This is a genomic window from Clostridium sp. DMHC 10 (genome assembly GCF_001270375.1).
GTDB lineage: Bacteria > Bacillota > Clostridia > Clostridiales > Clostridiaceae > Clostridium_S > Clostridium_S guangxiense.
On the sequence record NZ_LGVB01000015.1, the window covers coordinates 993,205 to 1,017,690 of the forward strand.

Below are 24,486 nucleotides of genomic sequence, written 5' to 3' on the forward strand. Positions count from 1 at the left end.
TGATTAAATTACAATATTATAATCGTACATTGATTAAATTTATTTATACAAATGAATAAACTTCCAAAATTATTTTCAAATAAAAAATAAGCATGATAACACGCCTATTTAAAGCATACGTGATGCCACATAAAGTCCTAAATTGCCACAAGAAAGTACCGGCGTAAGAATGACTGCATTCATAATACTAGCTGCAAATGCAAGTTCAACTATTTCAGTACCTGAAAATGAAAATCCAGCAACCAAAAATATATTTATTATATAATAATGTAATTTTTATACTTATTTTATTTTTATTTAATTTATCACATCTATAATAAAAATAACAAATTAAATGGAGGTAGTGAAAATAATGCGAGGTAACAATAGTACAAGGAAAAATTCCTCCGGACCTACGGAATTTTAGATGTAAACTTGTACAGTTCATTATATAAATCCTTATATCAAAATAGTGTCATTTATAAGTTTTACATTTTCTGTAGCAAAGCGGAAGAAAATCATCCTTCATTGTGAATTGTGAATTGATTTAGTGTAGCAATCCTATTTTAATAAGTATCCTATTATATAAATGCATCATGACGAAGTACAGCATGAACTCCCTTAACCTCATTAACAACTTGAGTAACTCTTAAATCAACAACTACTGTACTTCCTAATGCAATGGCTTCAACTCTCCTTAAATTAAACCCATTACTAATTAGATTTATTATTCCATCCATTGCCTTGTGCAGCATGTCCTGAATCTACATTTTCTCTTCTTTCAAAAGGTTCCATTCTTTTTCCATCATTTTAGAAATATAAATATATATTGCTATACATAGAGTTCAATGATAGAATATAGGAAACTTATGGATATAACAACTTTATTTTAACAACCTTTTTAAAAGAAAGGAGTTACTTACATGGATAATCTTAAGGGGATAAAAATCATGTTTTTGGGTATAACTTTGATTTTGATAGGTATATATATATATATACTAGGTTTAAGGGGTGATAATTATGGAATTATCAAAATTAAAAATTCAAGATAATTCTGACTTTAAGCTTGAAGCTATTAAAACCCACTGCACTTATGACATTGATTCCAAAGATGAAGCTAAATCACAGCTTGAAAAAAACATAGAAAAAATGGTAGAACTTCAAGATAAGCTTTATGCAGATGGAAAATACGGGATATTAATAATTTTTCAAGCTATGGATACTGCCGGGAAGGACGGAGCTATAAAACATGTAATGTCTGGACTTAATCCACAAGGCACATCCGTTTTTAACTTTAAGCAGCCTTCAAGTGAAGATCTTAAGCATCACTATCTTCACAGAGCTTTCATGCATCTGCCGCAAAGGGGACAAATTCAAATTTTTAATCGATCTTACTATGAAAAAGTTTTAGTTGTAAGAGTACATAAACTTCTAAAAACAGAAAACATACCCGATGACCTTGTTACGGATAATATATGGCAAAGAAGATATAATGAAATAAACAACTTTGAAAAATACCTTTTAGATAACGGCATAATTCCAATTAAAATATTTCTTCATATATCTAAAGAAGAACAAAAGAAAAGACTTTTAGCTAGAATAGACGACAAATCTAAAAAACTGGAAGTTTTCGGAGTCAGATATAAAAGAAAGGCAGCATTGGAAGAGTATCAAAAGTATTATGAAGAAACTATAGCAAATACAGGAATCAAAAACGCTCCATGGTATGTTATTCCAAGTGATAAAAAGTGGTTCGCCCGCCTTGTAATATCTGAAATCATGGTAAAAACTTTAGAAAATTTAAAGCTTGAATACCCTAAATTAAATGAAGAGGAAATAAAAAATTTAAAAAATACAAAGAAGAATTGACTAAGTAACAATGCTTCGTCGCGTTAAAAAAATTTGTCTAACCTTGTTTATAGTGTACCTTTCGTAGAGACGCGGGTTGCATAAAGTATTCTTATTGATGGAAACATTAAATATTGATTTTTTGTAATTTCTTTAATTTCAAAACCATTTTCTTTTAAAATATCAGCATATTCCTTTATATTGGCAAGATCTAGAATAGCTATTTTCCCATTTGTTTTGTAACCCTTGCTATTTCTTTTATTGCCTTTTTTCTTTCATCTTTGTTTTCTATGTTATGAATAGCAAGACTTGATATAATCACGTCAAAATAATTGTCTTCAAAAGGCATGCTTCTCATATATCCGTTCACTATTTCAAGCTTATTTTCCGTACCTTCTATAACTGCGTTTTTTAATAACTCTTCTTTACTGTTTCTTGACTGATCTTTTGAGTTCCATATATCTATCTCATAAGCCTTACCACTTTTTAATCTTTGTGCCACTCCATTAATCATTAATCCTCTTCCGCAACCAACATCAAGAACCTTCTCGTCTCCAGTAAGCGCTAGAAAGTTCCTTTTTCCCTATCACTTACTTCAACAGGAGATAGCCGCTTCATTTCTTTAAATTTTGCAATATCAGTGTTGCCATATGAAAGTTTAAATAGCTTATGCCATATTTTACTGAATGAATCTATATATGCTTTATTTTGCTCCATAATTCTCCTCCAATAATTATACGTTTATTCCATTATACAACATTCGTATAAACTGGCTAATTAGAAATTTTGATATCATCTTAGCCGCAACATCAAATCCATGTGTTGCGGTATCAATACCTACAATGAATTCTAAGAATAAAATTGTTGCAGTTCTTTGGGTAGATTTAAAAATAATACCATAATCTAAAGTTTTCTAAAACTTCACATAAGCTATTTTTTAATAAAAAGCACAAGTATAGGAGCAACCGTCGCAATTACTGCTATAATAATTGTTCCTATACTGCCAAGTTTATTATTTTCACTTTTCCATAAATAAATTCCATAAGTTAGTGTATAATAATTTGAGCCTATTATAAATAAAGAAAGCAAATAAAGCATGCTAAATCCACCTTTCAACGTTTTCCCTGATTTGAGAAAATATGCGATGTCCTTGTTCTAATTCCTGTTCTTCTAATATCAACCTTTACACTTAAATTAATCTTTGCTTCTTCGTAATGCTTAAGCCAATTATATTTTTCCCACTCTTGTATTGTAGGGAAATATCCTGCAAATTCCTCTCCAAATGCAAATACGTCTGACTTATACTTTTTTTTTGAGTCTTTTCTATAGTTTTTCTTATATCCTTTTCTAAATAATTTTCTATCTGACTATTTAAATTTTCAATTAAGTTTAAATCTGCATAATTAACTCTGCTTTGGATGCCTGCAATTTCTCCTTCTAGGTACAAATCTATATTAATTACAGGTTTATTATTTTCAAATTTACATTTTATCTTTGGTTTACGTGCTAATTTCAATTCAAAGGATACAATTTTACTTTCATTCTCCAATCTATCATAAACACCAAATATACCCCTATCAAATTTACCTGTTATCAAAAGTAAATATCGTGTTTCCCAAGGATTTAGTGAACCCACCATTTTATCTCCATTAAAAACCGCAGTTCCTACAAATTCTCTTTTTGCAACTCCAATTCTCGGAAGATTACCTGGCGAATAATCTGGATTTATTATAACAGGCGAGTTTTGCTCAGTACCATTTAGTATAAGCCTATTAAAATTATTCACTCCAGCATAAGTAGCAATTCCTTGACCATAATTATTAAATATACCTTCGTAAAACTCGTAAAATTTTGTATCTGGAAAAAAACCCGTAGTATTTGATTGTGTTTCCATAAGTTCTATGGACTTTGTAATACTGGTGCCTATATTGGACTTATTTTCTTTAATAAAATCTACTGCATTACCATTTGTAATTACTACGGCCATAGCCCTTCTAGGTTCCCTATACCTTGAAAATGGTGCAATGTATTGTGCTACTCCCTCTCTTGCAATTTTTTCAGAAATAACCAGCATTTTAATATGCTTAAGTGAAACCCTTCTTGATATAGCCATATTTAAAAGATTTATTCCCTCTAATACACCTGGAGCCTCAATTGAATGTACATTAGCATCTCCACCGCCGCCTCCTTGTGAAGCACCTCCTCCAGGGCCACCACTTTTGTACGTTGGATATTGTATTGTAATAATAACTTTATTATACGAACCTTTATCTATTCCAACAGTTATAGCATAAATATTATCATCAGTTTCAGAAGAATCACCACAACCTGTAGAAGTTATTAATAATATTATACTAATTATGATACAGCCTATTCTTTTAAACATTGTTTTTTTCACCACCCTTTTTTAAAAGCATAGAAATTACTAACACAATTACTGGTGGCACAAAGGAAAAAAATAGACCATATTGACGAATTATAATCATATTAATGTCAGTTACCTGTGGAAAATTACTAGGAATTAACGCTCCCATAAATCCGAAAAAACAGAATGGAAGTATTAAATTTCTATATCCTTTTATATTAAAACTTTTACAATAAGCGATTATAGAAAAATATAATGAAAGCGCAGCATTTTGAACAGCTGCTAGAACCCATATGAAAAGGAATATAGCTTCAATTCTTTGAAAATATCTATTGTAGTATATCATTCTAGATAATTGATACACTCCTGATATATTTTCTTGCCCAGTGCCGTATCCAAAATCCATAATACAGCAAAGTGCAGTCACGGCAAAAATAACTCCTGATAATACAATTGCAATCAATCCTGTTTTTTTTAAATTTTTAACACCATGTATAGACCTTACAACAAAGCACAACAATGTAACCTCTTGGTATGCAGAACTGCGCAAAAATCCAATAAATGCAGTTTTTTCAAAACCATATCCCAAATATGGTTTAATATAATTAAATTTATAATATGGTATTGCTAAAACTAAGATCAAACATATACCCAACAAAACAGGATAAAATATGAGATATGAAAATCTAGCTATATTTTCAATTCCCTTGTAACAAAGTAAAGCTGAAACCAAAATAAATGTTCCAATAATAACACTAGGAGGTGTATATGGTAAACTGTAGCTTTTTATCATCTCAAGAAATTCTCTTATACTGGAGCTGCAGTAAAACATTAAATACATAGAAAAAATTATTGTTACGAACTTTCCCAAAAACTTTCCTAAAACAGCTTCGTATATTTCAAATATATCCTTTCCAGGAAACCTCATCATAAGCTTATATATTAAAATAAAAAATATTATACTTATAATACATGATATTATAGTCATATACCACGCTGAAGTGCCAACTGTCTTAATCATTGCTGATGTGCTAGTATATAAAATTTTTGCAACCATTGCCATAGTAACTAATGCTACAGTTTCATATGTTCCAAATTTCTCACTTTTGCTTGCCATTATTTTTCCCCCCTTGCTCTCCTTCCCATGTTTTAGACTTCTTGGGCTGTCTTCTTACATTCAATGGATTAAATTGATCTGGTCTAAATTCCTGCTTCCATATTGGATATCTTATAATTTTATCTGAATTTTTATGGACTTTAGGAACGTATATAGACATGAAGGGCACTCCAAAGGATTTCATATCCGTGAGCAGAATAGTTATTACTATCATCATAAGAGTTATACCATAAAACCCTAAGAAACATCCTGCTACTATGAACAGTAGTCTTATTATCCTAATTCCCAAAGCAAAGGAAAAATCCGGTATAGCAAAAGTTCCTAGACCTGTAATTGATATTATAATTATTATTACGGGACTTATTAAATCCGCTTGTACAGCCGCTTGCCCTAATATTATGGCTCCAATTATACCTATAGTACTACCGAGTACTCCTGGTATTCTAATACCTGCTTCACGTATAAGTTCAAAGGACGATTCCATTAATAAAATTTCCACAATAGTAGGAAAAGGAACGTTTTCCCTTGCTTTTGCAATAGCAATTAAAATTTCTGTTGGTATCATCTCCTGGTGAAAATTAGTTGCAGCTATAAATAATCCCGGAAGAAGTGTTGCTACAAATACAGCATATATTCTTACAATTCTATTTAAGGTTCCGTATTGCCATCTTAAAGAAATATCTTCTGGTGTATGGAACAAATCAATTATAGTTATTGGAGCAATTAATGCAAATGGAGAACCATCTACTACAATACACACTTTGCCTTCAAGCATATTAGTGCTTGCCTTATCTGGCCTTTCTGTTGAAAGTATTGTTGGAATTAGGGCCATTGGATGATCTTCAATAAACTGCTCAACCATACCAGAGTTTTCTATTTCACCTGTTTCTATGCCATTTAATCTTCTTTTAACTTCACTTACAATAGCTGGATTTACGAGACCATTAATATAGCAAATAGCACACTGCTTATTATTTTGTTTTCCTATACTCATAAATTCTGTTGTAAAATTTTTATTCTTTATGATTCTTCTAATCAAAGTTACATTTGTACGTAAGTTTTCATTAAAGGCTTCTTGAGGTGCTCTTACAGACCCTTCTATCTTAGGAGCTTCAACTCCTCTTTTGTCATATCCTTTTGTTTCGTTAAAAATATAATAATCACATCCATCAACATAAATCCCCGTATCACCTAAAAGTATCTCAGATATAACTTCATCGTAAGAAAAAACTCTCTTTGTTTGGTTAGTTTCAATTGTATTTTCCAGCATATAGTCCATACCATATTTTTGTTCTTTCTCTGAGAATTCAGTATTCAATAGAGGTCTCAAAATAAAATTATTTATTGTTATTCTATCTACCATTCCATCAATATATACTATGAATGCCCTATACTTACCAAGCGCTTTAAATTCCCTTACTATAATGTCTTTATTTATGGGGTAATTAAACTGTTTTTGCACATAAGCGATATTATCTTCTACATCCTTTGAAATTGGAACTTTTGTATTTTTCTTTTGATCATTAGAATTTTGATTCCCCTCTGTACTTTCATTCACTTCTGGTATAGAAAATTCTTTTTTTTCTTGCTTTTTTTTATATGTGATAAGTCCCAGTACTTTTTTGACAACACTCGTATTGTTTTTCATAAAAACCACCTTATTCTTTTGTATTCAAATTTATTTTTCTCATATTTAATGGCTTTTATGTAGAAAAAAAGAAGTAATATTGCTAGAAGAACATCAAATAAAATTAATAAACCTAAAATTTTATTTGAATTGTCCTTCTAACAATATTACTTTTCTTACTCCAAGGCAGATTAAAAGTAAATCTGCACAAGGGTTGAGTTTTAGTCCTTTATCATCTTCATGTAATTCTTTTCTCCACACTTAGGGCATTTTAAATTAATTTCCCTTTTATAATTTTTTAACTTCAAACTTAAACGCATTATTCCATAAAACTACTATAGCAACAACAATTATGGCAATGTATACCCATATACCAAAGCTTACTCTAGTAGCTAAATAATGAATAACTCCCAATACCGCTGTCAATATCATAAATCCGAATGCAGAACCTGCACTGTATTTGTTTGTAAAGTCTCTTGAAAATGGTAATTCTTTAGGTGAAATTTTAATCGAAACTAAGACAAGCAGTACCAAATTAATCATCATTGCAATAACATCTGGAAGTATTTTGAATCCACATAAAGCAAGAAAAACCAAATTAGTAAGTAGAGTTATTGGGAACATAAGTCTAAGAAAGAAAGCCTTAGCTACTCCCTTATAAACCTGCGACATATCTTCTATTGGAAGCACATCATAAATCCATGCTCCTTTAAACTTTTCACTTCTCCCCATATAAACTATGCTCATAGAAGCACATGCAAGCGTATAGTAAACTCCAAAATAATATTTACCATTAGCAATCTTATCTAGTACGCTCGCCCCGCTGCTTTGAACATTAAAATTAAATACAAATACAAAAGGCAGCACTGCTCCAAAAGCAAGGTACGGATATATAGTTAATTTAAGCCTTCTTTCACTTGAAATCATATTGCTGGCAAATCTAAAAAATTCTTTTTGTATTTTATTTGGGCAAATTATACTCAAAGCCTTGTCACCAAAACCACCGCTTTTTTTTAATTTTTTATTTCCTTTATCTGAGTTTATAAGCTTAGATAAATTTCTTTCAAAGTATACAGATATATATTTTGTATAAACAATAAATGCAATTGCTGAAATCACTACACTTGTTAATGCTAGTACAACATATGCTATTTGATGCTGTCCTTCAACAATGACACTAAAAACTGCTGCAAACCAAGAGCTTGGTATAAAATACATCCATGCTTTAAGCTCATGATATCCACCTACAGTTGAAATATTCATTATTCTTCCCATAAGCTGATACAATACAAGCATAACAACCGTCAAAACTATTTGAATATAATTTATTATATCCTTTAATTTTTCTCCATCAAAAAAGCGTAATATGACGAAATACAGTATTGATGTAAAAAACAAAATAAATCCCATCATAAGTACATCTTCTACTAAAAAGATAACTAAAAATAGTGGTCCATATTTTATAGTTCCAAAAATCATAGGAAAAATGGATATAGAAAAAGTAACCTTGATCAAATAATAAGCTATATGTATTACTTTCGCAGTATTTATAGTTTTAGAATTAACTGATCTTGGGCTTAAAATATTTTTATCTTTTACATCTAAGAGCACACTTGAAAAATCCGCTATAAGCGAAGTCATTACCATAAACAAAATAATTCCCGTTAAAATATTGGTCTTTATAAAAATACTTGCATTAGTAAACATTAAGGTAGAAAACATTAGTCCAAAAAAACCATATAGAAACAATGTATAATCAGTATTTTTATCTTGACTTTTTTTCCTTCGCCCTTGAAATAAATTACTTGGTCTTCTTGTATCTAAAGTTAGCTTTATTTGGACAAGTCTTCTCATGGTTTTATAGTCAATTCCCGACTTATTAAAAATGGAGCTAAATATATCTAAAAATCTTAAAAATATAAATTCTTTCAAATTCACACCTCCTCAATTGTGGAGACAAACTCTTCTGCCAGTTCCTTATAACTATTAAATCCAGTTAACTGATTAAATATTTCCTCCAATGAACCTTCTTTTGATTTAGTTTTAAGCTCCTCAAAGCTGCCATCTGCTGCTATTGTCCCATTATTTAGAAGCAAAATTCTTGTGCTTATCTTTTCAACTACGTCCATTATATGAGATGAGTAAAATATAGTTTTACCTTGATTAGAAAGCTCGGTCAATATTTCCTTAAATATCATTACACTATTTGCATCTAATCCACTTAGAGGCTCATCTAAAAACAAAATGTCTGGATTATGTATTAAACTTGCTATTATAAGTACCTTTTGTTTCATCCCCTTTGAAAAAGAAGAAATTCTTGAATCATATGCATCCTGTATTTGAAATAATCCCATAAGTTCTTGCGCCTTTTTATCAGCTTTTTCATATTCAAGTCCATAAACTTCTCCTATAAAAGTCAAATACTCTCGTGCAGTTAGATTGTCATAAATATCGGCAACTTCCGGTATATATCCTATTCTTTTTTTATAATCCATATCGCTTTGTTTAATATCCTTGCCAAATATTTTAACTGTTCCAGTGTACTCAGGAATTATTCCAAGAAGCGTCTTAACTGTAGTACTCTTGCCAGCTCCATTAGTTCCAATATATCCTATTATTTGTCCACCATAAGCCTCCAAGTTAATGCCCTTTAGAACCTCATGGTCACCGTAACTTACTCTTAAATCTTTTATTAATATTATAGGCTTGTTATTATCCATAAATTCCCCTCCCAGTTATCTTAGCTATATGTATATATTACCAAATCATTCTAAACTTTACTATATGTATAATATCCAAAATACTAGTTAAATTTTCAGGCTTCACGTTGTCTATCTATAATAAAATAAGTATATACTTTAAATTATAAATATATGATATAATACTGCTATAAAATTGATTTTCTGATGATTGAGAAAATCATAAATTTAATGCTTACATAACCTTTAAGCACTAGGAGAATTACAATGATAAAATACATTCAAATTTCAAATGATATACGCAATAAAATACTAGACGGCACCTTTAAAGCAAATGAACAATTACCTTTTGAAAAAGAGCTTTGCAGCGAATATTCTGCAAGCAAAATGACTGTAAAAAAGGCTTTAGATAATCTTGTAAACGAAGGTTTAATTGTAAAAAGAAGAGGCTCTGGAACATTTGTAAAAGACATGAGTCCTCAAGATATATCTCATTTATCTGTTGCTAATCAGTTTAGAGGTCTCACAGCAGAAAACAGCTTTAAAAATATATTAAGCGAAATTCTCGAATTTAATGTTGTTTCGAGTGATGATAGAATAGAAAAAAACTTAAATTTATCTAAAGAAGAGTTCGTTTATAATATATTGAGAGTTAGAAGCGTAGATAGTATTCCAAGAGTAATTGAGCATACCTATATGCCTATAAATTTAATAACCGGATTAACCAAGAAACATTGCTTGTCATCAATTTATGAATATATAGAAGAAAATCTAAAACTCAAGATACAAAGTGCTAATAGAACCATAACTGTAAGAAAATGTACCGAATTTGAACGAAAGCATTTAGAGCTTCTAGAAGGTGACCCTGTAGCGGTTGTAACTCAAACCGGTTTTTAGAAAATGGACGTGCATTTGAATATTCCACTTGTGTGCATTCATACAAGTTCTTTCAATTTAAAACAGTAATATTTAGGTAAAATCAATTTTATAGTTAAGAATTAACCATAAATAAAATACACCGTATTACTTGTTTTCTGATAATTTACAGATAATGAAATGGAGCTATCTCACTAATTTTTTTAGTGCAACAGCCCCTTCTCTATACTCTAATAAAAAATTAATTGCACAACTACATTAATTACAATTTAAAGCTTCACTGCAATCTACCTTATATATTTTTTAAAACCCATTATTTTTTGTCAATTCTTTAAACCAGTATCCTGATTCCTTTATAGTTTTCTTCTGTGTTTTCAAATCCAAAGCAATAAATCCGTATCTATTTTTATATGCATTACTCCAGGACCAACAATCAATAGGCGTCCACAAATGATATCCAAAGCAGTTGCTTCCCTCTTCGATACCTTTATGCAAGTATTCAAGATGCTCTTTTATAAAATCAGTTCTGTATTTGTCTTCTACCATACCGTCTTTATTCATGAATTTTTCTTCTCCCTCAACACCCATACCATTCTCAGATATATACCAAGGAATATTGTTGTAATTTTCCTTTATATTAATTGCTATATCGTACATTGCTTTAGGGTATATTTCCCATCCTCTATATGTGTTCATTCTTCTTCCGGGCATGATATAATTATCAAAGCGTTTATCTGGAAGCCAGCCTTTTGAATTATCAAACGCTTCTTCTTTAGCTTTAATTCTTCTTGGTTGATAATAGTTTATTCCAAGATAATCAACAGTATTCTTGCTTATTAAATCTAGTTCTTCTTCCGTGCTATCCCATATAACAGAATTAACCTTTAATATTTCCACTAATTTTTTTGGGAATTTTCCTTTTACTGCTGTATCTAAAAACATTCTATTGAAAAACAAATCTGCAAAATCTGCTGCCTCCACATCCTTCCTTTCATTTGATCTAGGATAGGAAGGTGTTAAGTTAAGAACTATACCTATTCTTCCTCCAGCTTTATCAAAACCGCCATCTTTAAATTCTTTGATAGCTTTAGCAGAAGCGAGATTTAAATTATATCCAACCTGAACAGCCCTTTTACCATCTGTAATTTTGGGGTAATGGAAATTATACAAATATCCTCCCTCCACTACTACTATTGGTTCATTGAATGTAATCCAATTCTTAACCCTATCTGCAAATAACTCAAAACATTTTTTTGCAAATTTTGCATAGAGATCTACTACATATTTTGACTCCCAGCCACCATACTCTTTATAAAGATCATATGGAAGATCGAAGTGATGAAGATTCATGACAGGGGTCATTCCGAGCTTTAATGATTCATCAATAACGTTGTTATAAAAATTTAAACCGTCTTCATTTACTGATGCAGTTTCAAAATCATCTATTAATCTTGACCATTGAATTGATGTTCTAAAGGAATTGAACCCCAAATTTTTCATCATAGCCAAGTCCTCTTTATAACTGTGATAAAAAAAAATTTGATGTTACTTCTGGTCCTACTTTATTGAAAAATGCTTCTGGCTCTATTTCATACCAATAATCAAACATATTTTTATGTGGTTTATTGAAGCTGCCTTCTGCCTGTGGTCCGGAAGTAGCTGCTCCCCACCAAAAATTTTTAGGAAATTCATATTTCATTGATATCCCTCCATGGTTTATTTAGTACAAGATAATTATATATACATTTAACTCATAAGTCTATACTTTTATAATTTGTTATATAAATATTCACAAATTTTAAGCTGAGGTGCTAAAAATTTAGAACCTCAGCTTTTTTCAAAACTAATATCATATATTTAATTCATCATAATTTACTATTGTTCATTGAAGAATATCGAATTGATTTTCTATTCCTTAAATCTTTTACTATGTCATATGGTATAGCCTATTTTTCCAATTAACATCTATTTTTGACATTGTTTTAAAACATAGCCTAAAAAATATATTGGAGCTTCACCTTCTAGCTTTAGAAAAAACAATAGACTATTGAAATAGAGGAAACTACATTAAATGCAACGCCCTCTTTTAAAAAACAATATTATTTGCTTAAAACCTTCTCAGCTTTACGAATGACATTATCAACGGTAAAGCCATAGTGTTCAAATAGCACTTCTGCTTTTCCCGAGGCTCCAAAGTCATTCATTGCAATTATATCTCCATCAAGTCCTATATATTTATACCAGCCCATAGGCGATGCTGCTTCTACTGCAAGTCTCTTTCTTACTGCCTTTGGAAGTACACTTTCTTTGTATTCTTCGCTTTGAGCTTCAAAGAGTTCAAAGGATGGCATACTTACTACTCTTGCATCTATTCCTTTTTTCTTTAATACTTCATGAGCCTTGTATATAAGCTCTACTTCTGAACCTGATGCCATTAATATTATATCTGGTACTTTTTTCTCTGAATCCTTTAAGATATAAGCGCCTTTTAGTGCAGCTTTTCCGGTTTCCTCATATAAAGGAAGATCCTGTCTTGTAAGAACAAGAGAAGTTGGGTTTTTCTTTGAAGTTACTGCATAATACCAGGCTGCTGCTGTTTCCTTTGAATCCGCTGGTCTGAACACTATCATGTGTGGAATACTTCTAAGTGCCGCAAGCTGTTCTATTGGCTCATGAGTAGGTCCATCTTCTCCAACACCTATACTATCATGAGTAAGTACATAAGTTACTGGTATTCCAGCAAGTGCAGATATTCTCATGGCTCCCTTCATGTAATCGCTAAATACAAAGAAAGTCGAGCAGAAAGGTTTAAGTCCACCATGTACAGCAATACCATTTGAAATAGCTGCCATAGCATGCTCTCTAACTCCAAAGTGAAGGTTAGAACCACTTCTATCTTCTTTAGAGAAGTCTCCTCTTCCATTCATATAGGTTTTGTTTGAAGGTGCAAGGTCTGCAGAACCTCCTATTAAGTTTGGAACTATATCCTTTAATCTGTTTATTACAGCATAAGAAGAAATTCTAGTTGCCATTTTCTTATCAAAGCCCCAGAATTCACTGCTGCTTAGTGCTTCTTCATCTACTTTTCCACTAAACCAAAGTTCATATTCCTTGGCTTCACTTGGATATTCTTTACTGTAATTTGCAAATAATTCTTTCCAAGCTTGCTCTGTTTTTACACCATTTTCAATATACTCATTTACATTGTCGTATACTTCTTTTGGTACATAGAAAGGTTCAATTGACCATCCGAATTCTTCTTTCATGATCTTTATGTTTTCTTCTCCAAGTGGAGAACCGTGAACTCCTGCTGTTCCTTGTTTTGATGTACATCCGAAGCCGATTATGTTTTTAACAACAATTAAGCTAGGCTTTGAAGTTTCTTTTTTGGCTTCATCTATAGCAGCACTTACTTTATCGGTGTCATTTCCATCATCAACTTTAAGTACTTGCCAACCATAAGCTTCATATCTTTTAGCAACATCTTCTCTGAAGGCAATGTCTGTATTTCCTTCAATAGAAATATTGTTAGAATCATATAAAACTATTAATTTTCCAAGTCCAAGAGTTCCAGCGAGAGATGATGCTTCACCAGATACGCCTTCCATTAGACAGCCGTCTCCTGCTATAGCATAAGTATAGTGATTTACTATGTTAAAATTAGGCTTGTTGAATTTGTTTGCAAGATAAGCTTCTGCAATTGCCATTCCAACTGCATTACATATTCCCTGGCCAAGAGGTCCTGTTGTTATTTCAACTCCAGCGGTATGACCGTATTCAGGATGTCCAGGAGTTTTGCTTCCTACTTGTCTGAATTCTTTTATATCATCCATTGTGATTCCGTATCCAAATAAGTGAAGAAGACAATATTCAAGCATTGAACCGTGTCCTGCTGATAATACAAATCTATCTCTGTTATCCCACTTTGAATTTTTTCCGTTGTGTTTCATTTTTGTCCATAAAGTATATGCCATAGGAGCGCATCCAAGAGGTAATCCTGGATGTCCTGATTTTGCTCTTTCTATAGCTTCTGCAGAAATTACTCTTATCGCTTTAATAGATAAAGCATCTAATTCTTTACTCATTATTTGCAGCACCTCACATATTATTTTCCGAAAGTATTTGCCCAATCTTTCTTGAACTTTTCAATTCCTTGATCTGTTAATGGGTGTTTAACCATCTGCATGATAACTGCAAATGGTATCGTTGCAATATCAGCACCAGCTTTAGCTGCATCTATAACGTGAAGAGGTCCTCTTATGCTTGCAGCAATTATTTCTGTTTCTATGCCATATATATCAAAAATTTCTGCTATGTCACTTACAAGTGTCATTCCTTCTGCACCTATATCGTCTAATCTTCCAAGGAATGGACTTACATAAGTTGCTCCTGCATTAGCTGCTAAAAGAGCCTGTCCTACAGAGAATATTAAAGTTACATTTGTTTTAACTCCCTCTTCTGAAAGAACTTTAACTGCCTTAAGTCCAGCAGCAGTCATAGGAATTTTAACAACCATATTAGGATGAATATCTGCTATTTCCCTTCCTTCTGCTATCATCTTTTCTGCATCTTCGCTGCTTTCAGTATTAACTTCACCGCTAATTGGTCCATCTACTATTTCTGCTATTTCAGCTACAGTTTTCTTAAAGTCTCTTCCTTCCTTTGCAATTAAAGATGGGTTTGTTGTAACCCCGCATATTACTCCCATATTGTTAGCTTCTTTGATTTCGTTTACGTTAGCAGTGTCTAAAAAAAACTTCATAATAAATTCCTCCTAAAAATTATTTGTTTCCCTGACCATAATAAGCATTTGGTCCATGCTTTCTCATATAGTGTTTATCAAGAAGATAACTGTTTACTCTCTCTACATTTGTTTTCAAAGTCATCGTGTTATATGCAAGCTGTGCTACTTTATCCAAAACAACTGCATTATATACAGCGTTAGCGGCTGATTTGCCCCATGCAAAAGGTCCATGATTCTTAACAAGTATTGCAGGAATATCAAGTGGTTTTATATTTCTCTTTTTTAAAGTTTCTACTATAACATTACCTGTTTCCTTCTCGTATTCTCCATGTACTTCAGCTTCTGTAAGTTCTCTAGCACATGGAATATCTCCATAAAAATAATCTGCATGTGTAGTTCCAAATGCAGGTATATCCATTCCAGCTTGTGCAAATGTAGTAGCCCAATCTGAATGAGTATGCACAACCCCGCCAATTTCAGAATACTCTTTATAAAGTACAATATGTGTTGGTGTATCAGAGGAAGGTCTATAATGTCCTTCTACTACATTTCCTTCTAAATCAACTACTACCATATCATCAGATGTCATAGTATCGTAATCAACTCCGCTTGGCTTAATTACGAAAAGTCCACTTTCTCTATCTATTCCACTTACATTTCCCCAAGTATAAATTACAAGTCCCTTTTTTACTAATTCTATATTAGCATCAAATACTTCTTTTTTTAAGGTCTCTAACATGTTATTATTTGCCCTCCTTCAAATAGATAATCATTAATAACTCCTTATTTGTATGAAGTTACAGTCCTTGTAAGTTCCTTTCCGCCAGTTATATCAACAACTATTGCTGTTCCAGATTGTATTCCATAATAGATTTCTATTAAATATCTTTTATTTAACAAAATATCGCCTTCTAATAATTTTAGAAGTTAAAATAAACATTATTTTTTAGTACAAGAATCTCGTACTATAAGTTCCGCATCAAAAATGTATTGAGGTCTATTAAGCTTTCCTTCCACCATTCCTAATATATACTTAGCCGCTTGCATACCCATTTGCTTTTTAGGATGAATAATAGTAGTAAGCTTAACTTCTGATGCAACTGCAAGGCTAGAATCATCGAATCCAACTACAGATATATCTTTTGGAACTTGCAGTCCACCTTTTCTTAATATTTCTATGCACTTTAATGCAATATCGTCATTGTAACAAAAAATAGCACTTGGCATTTCCTTCATTTTTAAAATTTCTCTCAAAAACATATCTATATACATTTCTTTTGTATCTGTTGTATATTCTCCAATTATAGATTCATCGGTCTTCAGCCCGTTTTCTTTAAGAGCATTTAGATATCCAACTTTTCTTTTTTGACCTTGAATATCATCCTCTTTAAGAATTGCTGCTATTTTTTTGTGCCCAAGCTCTATTAGGTACTTTGTAATCCTATAACCACCTTGTTCATCATTCAATACAATATAGGCAGGATTAAGATCCTCATAATAAGCATTTATCATTATATATTTGATATTTTTTTCATCAAATTTTTCAAAGTACTTTTTATCCATGTTATTTATTGAACTTTGGGCAGGCTCAATGATAACTCCAGAAATATCTTGGCTTTCTATACTTTTAAGACAATTTATCTCGTTTTCGATATCATTGTTGCTATTAAAAAGAAGCAAGTTATATCCATTTTGTCTTAAAACTTCCTCAACTCCTTCAGTTATTTTAGGAAATATATAATTAGAAATATAGGTTGTAAGAAGCGCAATGTTCTTGGATTTCTTTTCTTCTTTTCCACTGCTTATACAAAATGTCCCCTTGCCTTTTTCTTTCATAATAAGCCCGCACTGTGATAGCCTTTCAAGCGCTTGCCTAACTGTATGTCTACTTACGTTAAACTGACTGGCAATCTCATTTTCCGATGGCAATTGATCTCCAATGTTTATTGTTTCATTTTTAATAAGTTCTATAAAATAGTTTTCAATAATTTCATGTTTAGTTTCATCTTTTTTCATAGGTATCAGCATTACTCCTTACTTTTAAAAGTATACACATGTATAAGTACATTTTATACTTCATGATAACTAACTTCAAGCTTCATGTAACAACAGTATATGTGCAATTTTAATATTTTGCTGACACATAAAATTATAACAATAGTTGTATGTAATTTTAGTCTTAATGTACGTACATATTTTTTAATTATATACTCGCTGTTCTATTTTATCAATACCTTATTGAAACTTTTACTTATATATTTATTATACCAATTAAGCTATTTATAAAATAACCTAAAAATATTTTTTTTAATTATTACAGCAATTCCTTATTTACAGCCATTTTATCATCTACACAAAAAAAATTATTATTGCAACTTATATTTTTTAGTTGTACGTACATATTTTAAGTATTATAATATAATTAAAATACAAAGTAAAATAAATATAATAATTTAGGAGGAACCTATATGTTAAATTTAAAACCTTATGAATTCTGGTTCATTACTGGAAGTCAGCATTTATATGGACCAGAGGCTTTAAAACAAGTTGATGAGGATTCACAAAAAATTGTAGAAGGATTAAACAATAGTTCCATCGCATATAAAATTGTATACAAACCTGTAGTCACAACTTCTGAAAGTATAAGGAAAGTTTGCAATGAAGCAAATCAAGATGGAAACTGCGCAGGTATTATAACATGGATGCATACGTTTTCTCCAGCAAAAATGTGGATTACTGGTTTATCAGAATTAAGAAAGCCTTTACTTCACTTGCATACACAATTCAATCAAAACATACCATGGAGCACTATGGACATGAATTTCATGAATTTAAATCAATCTGCTCATGGAGATAGAGAATATGGTTATATATGTACAAGAATGAACATTCCAAGAAAAGTTATTGTAGGTTATTGGAAAGATGAAGATTTAGTCAAAAAATTAGGAAGCTGGATGGGAGCCGCTGCTGCTTTTGTTCAAGGACCAAACATTAAAGTTGCTCGTTTCGGAGATAACATGAGAAACGTAGCTGTAACAGATGGTGACAAAATAGAAGCTCAAATAAAACTTGGATGGTCTGTAAGTTATTATGGCATAGGTGACTTAGTTGAAGTTATGAATAAAGTGACAGAAGAAGAAACGGACAAACTTATGGCTGAATATAAAGAAGAATATGACGTAGATCCTAAGGCCCCTGTTGAATCAATCCGTGAACAAGCTCGTATTGAGATTGCTCTTGAAAAATTCTTAAAAGCAAATGACTGCACTGCATTTACAACAAACTTCGAAGATCTTCATGGAATGAGACAACTTCCAGGACTTGCTGTACAGCACTTAATGGAAAAGGGTTATGGTTTTGGAGCTGAAGGAGACTGGAAGACTGCTGCTTTATTAAGAGCTATGAAAATAATGGCACAAGGAAAGTATACAGCTCTTATGGAAGATTACACTTATAATCTTGATCCAAATAACGGACTTATCTTAGGTGCTCATATGCTTGAAGTTTGTCCTACTGTAGCTGGTACAAAGCCTAGAATTGAAGTTCACCCACTTGATATAGGCGGTAAAGAAGATCCTGCTAGACTTGTATTTGATGGCATGGAAGGTCATGCTGTTGCAGCTTCACTTATTGACCTAGGAAATAGATTTAGACTTATCGTCAATGAAGTAAATGCAGTAAAAGGTGAAAAACCATTACCAAAACTTCCTGTTGCACGTGTTATATGGAAGCCAGAACCTTCACTTAAAGAAGCTGCTGAAGCATGGATACTTGCAGGAGGAGCACATCATACTAGCTTATCCTTTGCAATTACAGCAGAACAATTAATGGATTATGCTGAAATGGTAGGTATCGAATGTGTACTTATAAACAAAGATACTAATGTTACAAACTTTAGAAATGAACTTAAATGGAGCGACATAGCTTGGAAACTTAAATAAAAAAAAGAAAAGTCCTATATTACCAAGGCTTTTCTTTTTACACACAACTATGAACGTCCTCGCTCATTACAAATTAATCATGATTTTATTTGGACGCAATTTCAACTATTTTATTAATACCAACTTCATCAAAAGCTTCTACTATTATATTAGCCTTAGACAAATCCTGATTACCGGAATTTAAGTTTCTAAAGCCAACACATTTCATTCCTGCTGCTCTAGCTCCTGTAATTCCATTGTTTGAATCTTCTACCACAGTACAATCACAAGCTTTAGCATTAAACTTCTCTGCTGCCTTTAAAAATATATCCGGATTTGGTTTACCATTTTCTACATCCTCGCCACTAACAATATATTCAAAGTATTCTATAAGATTAATTCTATTTAAAATCACTTCTATATTTTTTTTAGGAGATGATGAAGCCATAGCTATGTTGAATCCCCTATTTTTAAGAGAAGAAAGAAGTTTTTCTATACCCCTTATTGGAATTATTTTCGAATCACTCTTTGAAAGATATTCATATTTTCTATTTTTTGAAGTTTCCATAAGTTCTTCAACTGATTGCTCTAAATTAGCCTTACTCTTTATCTTAGTCCATATTATTCTTGAACCATTACCTACAAAACTGAACTGTTCTTCTAATGTTATTTCTGCACCTAATTCTTTATACAATTGTTCATTTATCTCTCTGTATACTGGCTCTGTATCCACTATTACTCCATCCATATCAAATATAACTACTTTATTCAAACAATTACCTCCAATTATGTATTACAATTATTAATTATCTTCAGGCACTTCATACTCTACTCCTTGTATTACTATGGAATTCTCTTTAGAAAGTTCTAGTATAGAATCTACGCTCTCACTATTTTTACTATAAACAATTTTAACATCAGGCCTTAAAGGCATTTCAGAATAAACTTTAGTTACGACTGCTATATCTTGATTACTTAATCTTATTAATGAACCTTCAGGGTAAGGTATTACAACTTTAGAAAATGCCTGAACAACCTTATAATCAAACTTTGTGCCACCATTGGCCATTATATATTCTAAAACTTCATTTGGAGATAATGCTTTTCTATACACTCTTGTAGATGTCATAGCATCATATACATCTGCAACTGCTACTATTTTAGCAAGTATACTTATTCTTTCCCCTTCTCTACCTTCTGGATAGCCTTGTCCACCTATTCGTTCATGATGTTGAAGAACTATTATTCTAGCCGGCACCGATACATCATAACTGCCTTTTAAATATTCATAACCACTTTCAGGATGCCCTTCAATTACTTTCCTTTCTTCTTCTGTAAGCTTACCAGGTTTATTTAATATTTCGCTTGGAACAAAAACCTTACCTATATCGTGTAAAAGAGCGCCTATGCATAAATCAAAAAGTTCATATTTATGAAAATTCATCTTAATTCCTAATACAAGAGCTATAACAGCCACATTAACAGAGTGCTGATATGTATAGTCATCAAAACTCTTTATATCAACCAACCCTATCATTACATTTTTTCTAGATAAGATTTCTTCTATAAGCTCCCTTGCAACATATTGAACTGATTGAAAATCTTTTTCATTTTTTTTATAAAGGTTTTGTCCCTCATAATTGTTTGGATTTTTATTATAATGTTCTAAATTGTAAAAAACATCTCTAATTTTTTTTATAGATTTCTGCCTTATTTCAGGTTTTATCATATCTTCTATAACAGTATTGCTATATTTATCATTTATGTAAATAGTGTAAATATTTAAGAATTCTATTTTTTTAATAACCGCATCTTTAAGTTCAGTTCCTTCTTTTAAGAGAACTCTTCCTTCGCCATCATATATAGTCTTTGCTAAAATACTTCCTTCTTTCACACTTTGTATGGGAACTAACCTCATAAATCTAACACCCCGTAATTCTTCTTAGATATTTTTATTATACTACACCATATATAAAAAAGTATAGTTTTATTATCTTATTGATTTGAAAATTTAGTGTCAGCATTTTGTCATTCACATATTATGTTATTAGGAGGCGATAATGATGAGCAGAAAATGCAAGCAAATGGAGAACATCAGAAGAGTATTAAGAAGACACAGAGGTAGAAAAGTTACATTACTTCTTGAACAATGCAAGAAGTTGGAAAACGTAAAAATTAAAAAAGTATGTAGAGATGTAGTTTTAGTAAAACATCACGGCGAATGCATTTATGTAAGAATATGCTGCATCTGTGCAGTTACTCCTGAATGCGAATGTTGCCACCACCATCATCATCACGATGATGACTGTGGATGCGAGCAGGATCATTGCTAGAAAATTTTTATAAATAATCTTCTTACTACTAAAAACTTAATATTTGTAACATCAAAAAAGCAGATATATTCATATCTGCTTTTGGTGGCTTATCGGGGAATCGAACCCCGGACACCATGATTAAAAGTCATGTGCTCTACCAACTGAGCTAATAAACCATAAATTACCCGGCAACGTCCTCAGCGTAGCTGACACTATTAAGTTCTAAGATTTACCTGAGAGAAACGAAAGGTAAATCCACCTTCACTGTACTCTGTACTTTGTACTCTGTGCTCTGAATCAACTTCCAGTTGGTCAGGATAAATTTGGTGTTAGTCATTTTAAAGTTTCAAGTTGCCCATCTATCTTCTAGATTTAATATATTAAAATTATAGCACTATACATTGAGAGTAAAAAGGAATAGATATTTTTTTGCCACATTGCAATGAAAAATTATAATCTTGTGTAAACGTATAGATATATTATAATAAGATTGTAAGCGAAATTAAATGCAATTTAATATTAAATTTAGGAAGATGGTATACCTATGCTGAATAAACGTTGTTCAAAGCTGTTGAATGAAATTGTTAATACTGAAGATTATGTTAGTATTTTAGAACTATCAAAGAGTTTTGGAGTAAGTAACAGAACTATAAGATATGACCTTGATAAAATAGATGATTTTTTGAAAAGTAGTAATTTGCCACAATTAATCAGAAAGCCTAATGAGGGTATATCTTATAAATGTAGTCCAATACAAAAAAATAATTTATTAAATTTAATTGGCGAAGTTGATTTAAATCAATATGCATTATCTCAAGATGAAAGAATTAATATGATTCTTATTGAACTGTTAGAAAGTAGAAATTATATAACAATGGATAATCTTGCAGAACATTTGCTAGTAAGTAGAAGCACTATTTTAAAGGACATGGATAAAGTAAGAGAATGGCTTTTAGATAAAAATCTAGAGCTCAAGCCTTGTAAAAGGCATGGAGTAATGATTGCCGGAGAAGAAAAATATTTAAGAAAAGCGGCAATTAGTCTACTTACAAATAATGTGGATGTCTACAAAGCACTTAATTTGATAAAGTATCCTAAGATTTCAAGATCAGAATTTGCCTTAGATAAGTATAAAAAACAGTTTTTTAATGATATTGATATTCCTTATATAGAAAGTTGTGTAAACATTGCAGAGAAACAATTGCAAAACAAATTCACAGACGAAGCATGTTCTGGATTAGTTATACACATAGCCATTGCAATAAAAAGAATAAAGGAACAAAAGGATATTGTAATGGAAAAGGAAGAATTGAAGTCACTTGAAGTCACAGAAGAATTTGTTGTTGCATCAAGTATTGCAAAAGCACTTGAGAATAAATTTAACATTATTATACCTGTAGATGAAATAGGATATATAACTATACATTTGTTAGGAAGCAATGTTTCTATATCAAAAAATAATGATGTAGATTGGGGCACAATTGAATATATTGCCAATGATTTAATTAAGAAGGTTAGTTCAATTTTAAACATTAGTTTATTTGACGATAAGCAGTTGTTAAATGGACTTATACAGCATATAAGACCAGCGATATATAGATTAAAGCATGATATTATATTAAAAAATCCATTACTAAAAGAAATAAAAGAATCCTATCAAGAATTATTTTATGCCATTAAAAGTTCTGCTTATGAAATTGAGAGATATGGCAGAAATAAATTAAGCGAAGAAGAAATAGGATATATAACTTTACATTTTGGTGCAGCAATAGAGAGAAATAAGAAAGCAGATAATACAAATATAAATGTTATTGTAGTGTGTGCTACAGGTATGGGGACAGCAAAGCTTGTATCATCAAAAATTCAGTCACTTTTTAACTTAAATATAATTGATACTATATCATACCATGATTTAAGTGATGTACTTAAAAATCAAAAAGTGGACTTGATTATTACTACAGTGCCTATAAGATTAAATACTAATGATGTTCCATGTATTGAGGTAAATCCATTTTTAACAGAAAAAAATGTAAATGATATTAGTTCAGTTTTAAGAAAATATAACAGGGGATATACCAATAATGTACGCAAAATTTCATTAAAGGAAATAATGGACATAATAGGTCGTAACTGCACTATTTTAAATAGTGAAAGCTTGACACAAGAATTAGCAAGTTATCTTTCAATAAGTAACGACATTAAGAAAGGAGCATATGAACCAATGTTAAGAGAAGTATTAACAGATGATTTTATAAAATTAAATGTAGAAGCAGAAAATTGGGAACAAGCCGTAAGATTTGGAGGAGAGATACTAAAAAGTAACAATGTAATAGAGCAGAGTTATATTGAAGGCATGATTAATAGTGTTAAAACATTAGGACCATATATTGTAATTGCTCCTGGTATTGCAATGCCTCATGCAAGACCAGATGAAAGTGTAAAAAAAATAGGAATGAGCCTTATAACTTTAAAAAAGCCTATTAATTTTGGAAATGAAGATAATGATCCAGTTAGCTTAGTGGTATGTTTATGCGCAGTAGATCACTCAAGCCATTTAAAAGCTTTATCTGAGCTAGTTACATTTTTAGGTGATAAGGAATTTATAGAAATTGTTTCAAATGCAAATAATCCTAGTGAAATAACAAATTATATTAAAAATAAAGGAGAGATGTAAAAATGAATATTGTAACTGTATGTGGAATGGGAATGGGATCAAGTTTAATACTTAAAATGAATATGGATGATATATTAAAGAAAAATGGAGTAAGCGCTAATGTTGAAGCATGTGATTTAGGATCTTTAACAGGTAAAACTGCAGATTTAGTTGTAACAACTTATGAATTGAAATCTCAAATTGATGGTAAAGGATACAATACTGTTTATGTAAAAAATGTAATAGACAAAAAAACAATAGAAGAAGTAGTTATGGAGGCAATAAGAAATTTAAATAAGTAATGAGTAGTTATAATCTAATCTTTTTTAAAGAAATTAAGTGC

General features: G+C 31.1%; 19 protein-coding genes, 1 tRNA gene and 5 pseudogenes. 6 read left to right on the forward strand and 19 right to left on the reverse strand.

The window, feature by feature from the left end:
* Positions 1-111: 111 nt before the first annotated feature.
* Both AGR56_RS20120 and AGR56_RS20125 read right to left on the reverse strand, forming a co-directional pair.
* A pseudogene (locus AGR56_RS20120) lies at positions 112-204 on the reverse strand (hypothetical protein); the annotation flags it as partial.
* 356 nt (positions 205-560) lie between these two features.
* Positions 561-734, reverse strand: a complete 174-nt coding sequence (locus AGR56_RS20125) for a hypothetical protein (protein ID WP_198149960.1) — start codon at positions 732-734, stop codon at positions 561-563.
* A 265-nt stretch (positions 735-999) separates the two neighbouring features.
* Between AGR56_RS20125 and AGR56_RS06660 the strand changes: the two genes are divergently transcribed.
* Entirely contained in the window at positions 1,000-1,848 is an 849-nt protein-coding gene (locus tag AGR56_RS06660) for a PPK2 family polyphosphate kinase (protein ID WP_084756900.1), read from the forward strand.
* A 199-nt stretch (positions 1,849-2,047) separates the two neighbouring features.
* On the opposite strand, the pseudogene AGR56_RS06665 reads toward AGR56_RS06660, so the two are convergent.
* The 9 genes and pseudogenes from AGR56_RS06665 to AGR56_RS06690 form a co-directional block, all read right to left on the reverse strand.
* Positions 2,048-2,371, reverse strand: a pseudogene (locus tag AGR56_RS06665) (class I SAM-dependent methyltransferase); the annotation flags it as partial.
* Positions 2,372-2,391: 20 nt separating this feature from the next.
* The gene (locus AGR56_RS20130; protein ID WP_157055693.1) at positions 2,392-2,544 is read right to left on the reverse strand and encodes a hypothetical protein; all 153 of its coding nucleotides are present in this window, start codon (positions 2,542-2,544) and stop codon (positions 2,392-2,394) included.
* Between the two features lie 213 nt (positions 2,545-2,757).
* On the reverse strand, positions 2,758-2,925 hold the full coding sequence (locus tag AGR56_RS20135) for a hypothetical protein (protein WP_157055694.1): 168 nt from the start codon (positions 2,923-2,925) through the stop codon (positions 2,758-2,760).
* Between the two features lie 14 nt (positions 2,926-2,939).
* A pseudogene (locus tag AGR56_RS21550) lies at positions 2,940-3,089 on the reverse strand (Ger(x)C family spore germination C-terminal domain-containing protein); the annotation flags it as partial.
* A 98-nt stretch (positions 3,090-3,187) separates the two neighbouring features.
* Positions 3,188-4,213 (reverse strand): annotated as a pseudogene (locus AGR56_RS06670) (Ger(x)C family spore germination protein); the annotation flags it as partial.
* Positions 4,206-5,309, reverse strand: coding sequence for an endospore germination permease (locus AGR56_RS06675; protein WP_053241607.1), 1,104 nt, complete (start codon positions 5,307-5,309; stop codon positions 4,206-4,208). The gene AGR56_RS06675 and the pseudogene AGR56_RS06670, both read right to left, overlap by 8 nt.
* On the reverse strand, positions 5,293-6,957 hold the full coding sequence (locus AGR56_RS06680; protein ID WP_053241608.1) for a spore germination protein: 1,665 nt from the start codon (positions 6,955-6,957) through the stop codon (positions 5,293-5,295). Before AGR56_RS06680 ends, AGR56_RS06675 begins: the two co-directional genes overlap by 17 nt.
* 267 nt (positions 6,958-7,224) lie before the next feature.
* Positions 7,225-8,868: a hypothetical protein gene (locus AGR56_RS06685; protein WP_053241609.1), complete on the reverse strand. Its 1,644-nt coding sequence runs from the start codon at positions 8,866-8,868 to the stop codon at positions 7,225-7,227.
* A 2-nt stretch (positions 8,869-8,870) separates the two neighbouring features.
* The gene (locus AGR56_RS06690; protein WP_053241610.1) at positions 8,871-9,656 is read right to left on the reverse strand and encodes an ABC transporter ATP-binding protein; all 786 of its coding nucleotides are present in this window, start codon (positions 9,654-9,656) and stop codon (positions 8,871-8,873) included.
* A gap of 246 nt (positions 9,657-9,902) precedes the next feature.
* On the opposite strand from AGR56_RS06690, the gene AGR56_RS06695 reads away from it, so the two are divergent.
* Positions 9,903-10,532 (forward strand): GntR family transcriptional regulator, encoded by a 630-nt coding sequence (locus AGR56_RS06695; protein WP_198149962.1) that lies wholly within the window; start codon positions 9,903-9,905, stop codon positions 10,530-10,532.
* 282 nt (positions 10,533-10,814) lie between these two features.
* Here AGR56_RS06695 and AGR56_RS06700 read toward each other — a convergent pair.
* The 5 genes and pseudogenes from AGR56_RS06700 to AGR56_RS06720 all read right to left on the reverse strand — a co-directional run bounded on the left by AGR56_RS06700 (position 10,815) and on the right by AGR56_RS06720 (position 17,271).
* Positions 10,815-12,210: pseudogene (locus tag AGR56_RS06700) on the reverse strand (glycoside hydrolase family 1 protein).
* Between the two features lie 400 nt (positions 12,211-12,610).
* The gene (tkt, locus tag AGR56_RS06705; RefSeq protein ID WP_053241611.1) at positions 12,611-14,596 is read right to left on the reverse strand and encodes a transketolase; all 1,986 of its coding nucleotides are present in this window, start codon (positions 14,594-14,596) and stop codon (positions 12,611-12,613) included.
* 20 nt (positions 14,597-14,616) lie between these two features.
* A complete protein-coding gene (gene fsa / locus AGR56_RS06710) occupies positions 14,617-15,273 on the reverse strand; it encodes a fructose-6-phosphate aldolase (protein WP_053241612.1) in 657 nt (218 codons plus the stop codon).
* A 19-nt stretch (positions 15,274-15,292) separates the two neighbouring features.
* The gene (locus AGR56_RS06715) at positions 15,293-15,994 is read right to left on the reverse strand and encodes an L-ribulose-5-phosphate 4-epimerase (RefSeq protein ID WP_053241613.1); all 702 of its coding nucleotides are present in this window, start codon (positions 15,992-15,994) and stop codon (positions 15,293-15,295) included.
* Positions 15,995-16,194: 200 nt separating this feature from the next.
* The gene (locus AGR56_RS06720) at positions 16,195-17,271 is read right to left on the reverse strand and encodes a GntR family transcriptional regulator (RefSeq protein WP_053241614.1); all 1,077 of its coding nucleotides are present in this window, start codon (positions 17,269-17,271) and stop codon (positions 16,195-16,197) included.
* A gap of 452 nt (positions 17,272-17,723) precedes the next feature.
* On the opposite strand from AGR56_RS06720, the gene araA reads away from it, so the two are divergent.
* Positions 17,724-19,196 (forward strand): L-arabinose isomerase, encoded by a 1,473-nt coding sequence (gene araA, locus AGR56_RS06725; protein ID WP_053241615.1) that lies wholly within the window; start codon positions 17,724-17,726, stop codon positions 19,194-19,196.
* Positions 19,197-19,281: 85 nt separating this feature from the next.
* On the opposite strand, the gene AGR56_RS06730 is transcribed toward araA, so the two are convergent.
* Together AGR56_RS06730 and AGR56_RS06735 are read right to left on the reverse strand one after the other, a co-directional pair.
* Positions 19,282-19,947 (reverse strand): HAD family phosphatase, encoded by a 666-nt coding sequence (locus AGR56_RS06730; RefSeq protein ID WP_053241616.1) that lies wholly within the window; start codon positions 19,945-19,947, stop codon positions 19,282-19,284.
* Positions 19,948-19,977: 30 nt separating this feature from the next.
* Positions 19,978-21,093: an HD-GYP domain-containing protein gene (locus AGR56_RS06735; RefSeq protein WP_053241617.1), complete on the reverse strand. Its 1,116-nt coding sequence runs from the start codon at positions 21,091-21,093 to the stop codon at positions 19,978-19,980.
* 145 nt (positions 21,094-21,238) lie between these two features.
* On the opposite strand from AGR56_RS06735, the gene AGR56_RS06740 reads away from it, so the two are divergent.
* A complete protein-coding gene (locus tag AGR56_RS06740; RefSeq protein WP_053241618.1) occupies positions 21,239-21,508 on the forward strand; it encodes a hypothetical protein in 270 nt (89 codons plus the stop codon).
* An 82-nt stretch (positions 21,509-21,590) separates the two neighbouring features.
* Here AGR56_RS06740 and AGR56_RS06745 read toward each other — a convergent pair.
* A tRNA-Lys gene (locus tag AGR56_RS06745) sits at positions 21,591-21,666 on the reverse strand.
* Positions 21,667-22,034: 368 nt separating this feature from the next.
* Here AGR56_RS06745 and AGR56_RS06750 point away from each other — a divergent pair.
* Positions 22,035-24,164, forward strand: coding sequence for a BglG family transcription antiterminator (locus AGR56_RS06750; protein ID WP_053241619.1), 2,130 nt, complete (start codon positions 22,035-22,037; stop codon positions 24,162-24,164).
* A 2-nt stretch (positions 24,165-24,166) separates the two neighbouring features.
* Complete coding sequence (locus AGR56_RS06755; RefSeq protein WP_053241620.1) at positions 24,167-24,445, forward strand: PTS sugar transporter subunit IIB; 279 nt, start codon at positions 24,167-24,169, stop codon at positions 24,443-24,445.
* Positions 24,446-24,486 lie beyond the last annotated feature (41 nt).

Bases quoted from the DNA above. Each gene is read 5' to 3' on its own strand.
- AGR56_RS20125 (WP_198149960.1), bottom strand. From the start codon at position 734: ATGCTGCACAAGGCAATGGATGGAATAATAAATCTAATTAGTAATGGG.
- AGR56_RS06660 (WP_084756900.1), top strand. From the start codon at position 1,000: ATGGAATTATCAAAATTAAAAATTCAAGATAATTCTGACTTTAAGCTT.
- AGR56_RS20130 (WP_157055693.1), bottom strand. From the start codon at position 2,544: ATGGAGCAAAATAAAGCATATATAGATTCATTCAGTAAAATATGGCAT.
- AGR56_RS20135 (WP_157055694.1), bottom strand. From the start codon at position 2,925: ATGCTTTATTTGCTTTCTTTATTTATAATAGGCTCAAATTATTATACA.
- AGR56_RS06675 (WP_053241607.1), bottom strand. From the start codon at position 5,309: ATGGCAAGCAAAAGTGAGAAATTTGGAACATATGAAACTGTAGCATTA.
- AGR56_RS06680 (WP_053241608.1), bottom strand. From the start codon at position 6,957: ATGAAAAACAATACGAGTGTTGTCAAAAAAGTACTGGGACTTATCACA.
- AGR56_RS06690 (WP_053241610.1), bottom strand. From the start codon at position 9,656: ATGGATAATAACAAGCCTATAATATTAATAAAAGATTTAAGAGTAAGT.
- AGR56_RS06695 (WP_198149962.1), top strand. From the start codon at position 9,903: ATGATAAAATACATTCAAATTTCAAATGATATACGCAATAAAATACTA.
- tkt (WP_053241611.1), bottom strand. From the start codon at position 14,596: ATGAGTAAAGAATTAGATGCTTTATCTATTAAAGCGATAAGAGTAATT.
- fsa (WP_053241612.1), bottom strand. From the start codon at position 15,273: ATGAAGTTTTTTTTAGACACTGCTAACGTAAACGAAATCAAAGAAGCT.
- AGR56_RS06715 (WP_053241613.1), bottom strand. From the start codon at position 15,994: ATGTTAGAGACCTTAAAAAAAGAAGTATTTGATGCTAATATAGAATTA.
- AGR56_RS06720 (WP_053241614.1), bottom strand. From the start codon at position 17,271: ATGAAAAAAGATGAAACTAAACATGAAATTATTGAAAACTATTTTATA.
- araA (WP_053241615.1), top strand. From the start codon at position 17,724: ATGTTAAATTTAAAACCTTATGAATTCTGGTTCATTACTGGAAGTCAG.
- AGR56_RS06735 (WP_053241617.1), bottom strand. From the start codon at position 21,093: ATGAGGTTAGTTCCCATACAAAGTGTGAAAGAAGGAAGTATTTTAGCA.
- AGR56_RS06740 (WP_053241618.1), top strand. From the start codon at position 21,239: ATGAGCAGAAAATGCAAGCAAATGGAGAACATCAGAAGAGTATTAAGA.
- AGR56_RS06750 (WP_053241619.1), top strand. From the start codon at position 22,035: ATGCTGAATAAACGTTGTTCAAAGCTGTTGAATGAAATTGTTAATACT.
- AGR56_RS06755 (WP_053241620.1), top strand. From the start codon at position 24,167: ATGAATATTGTAACTGTATGTGGAATGGGAATGGGATCAAGTTTAATA.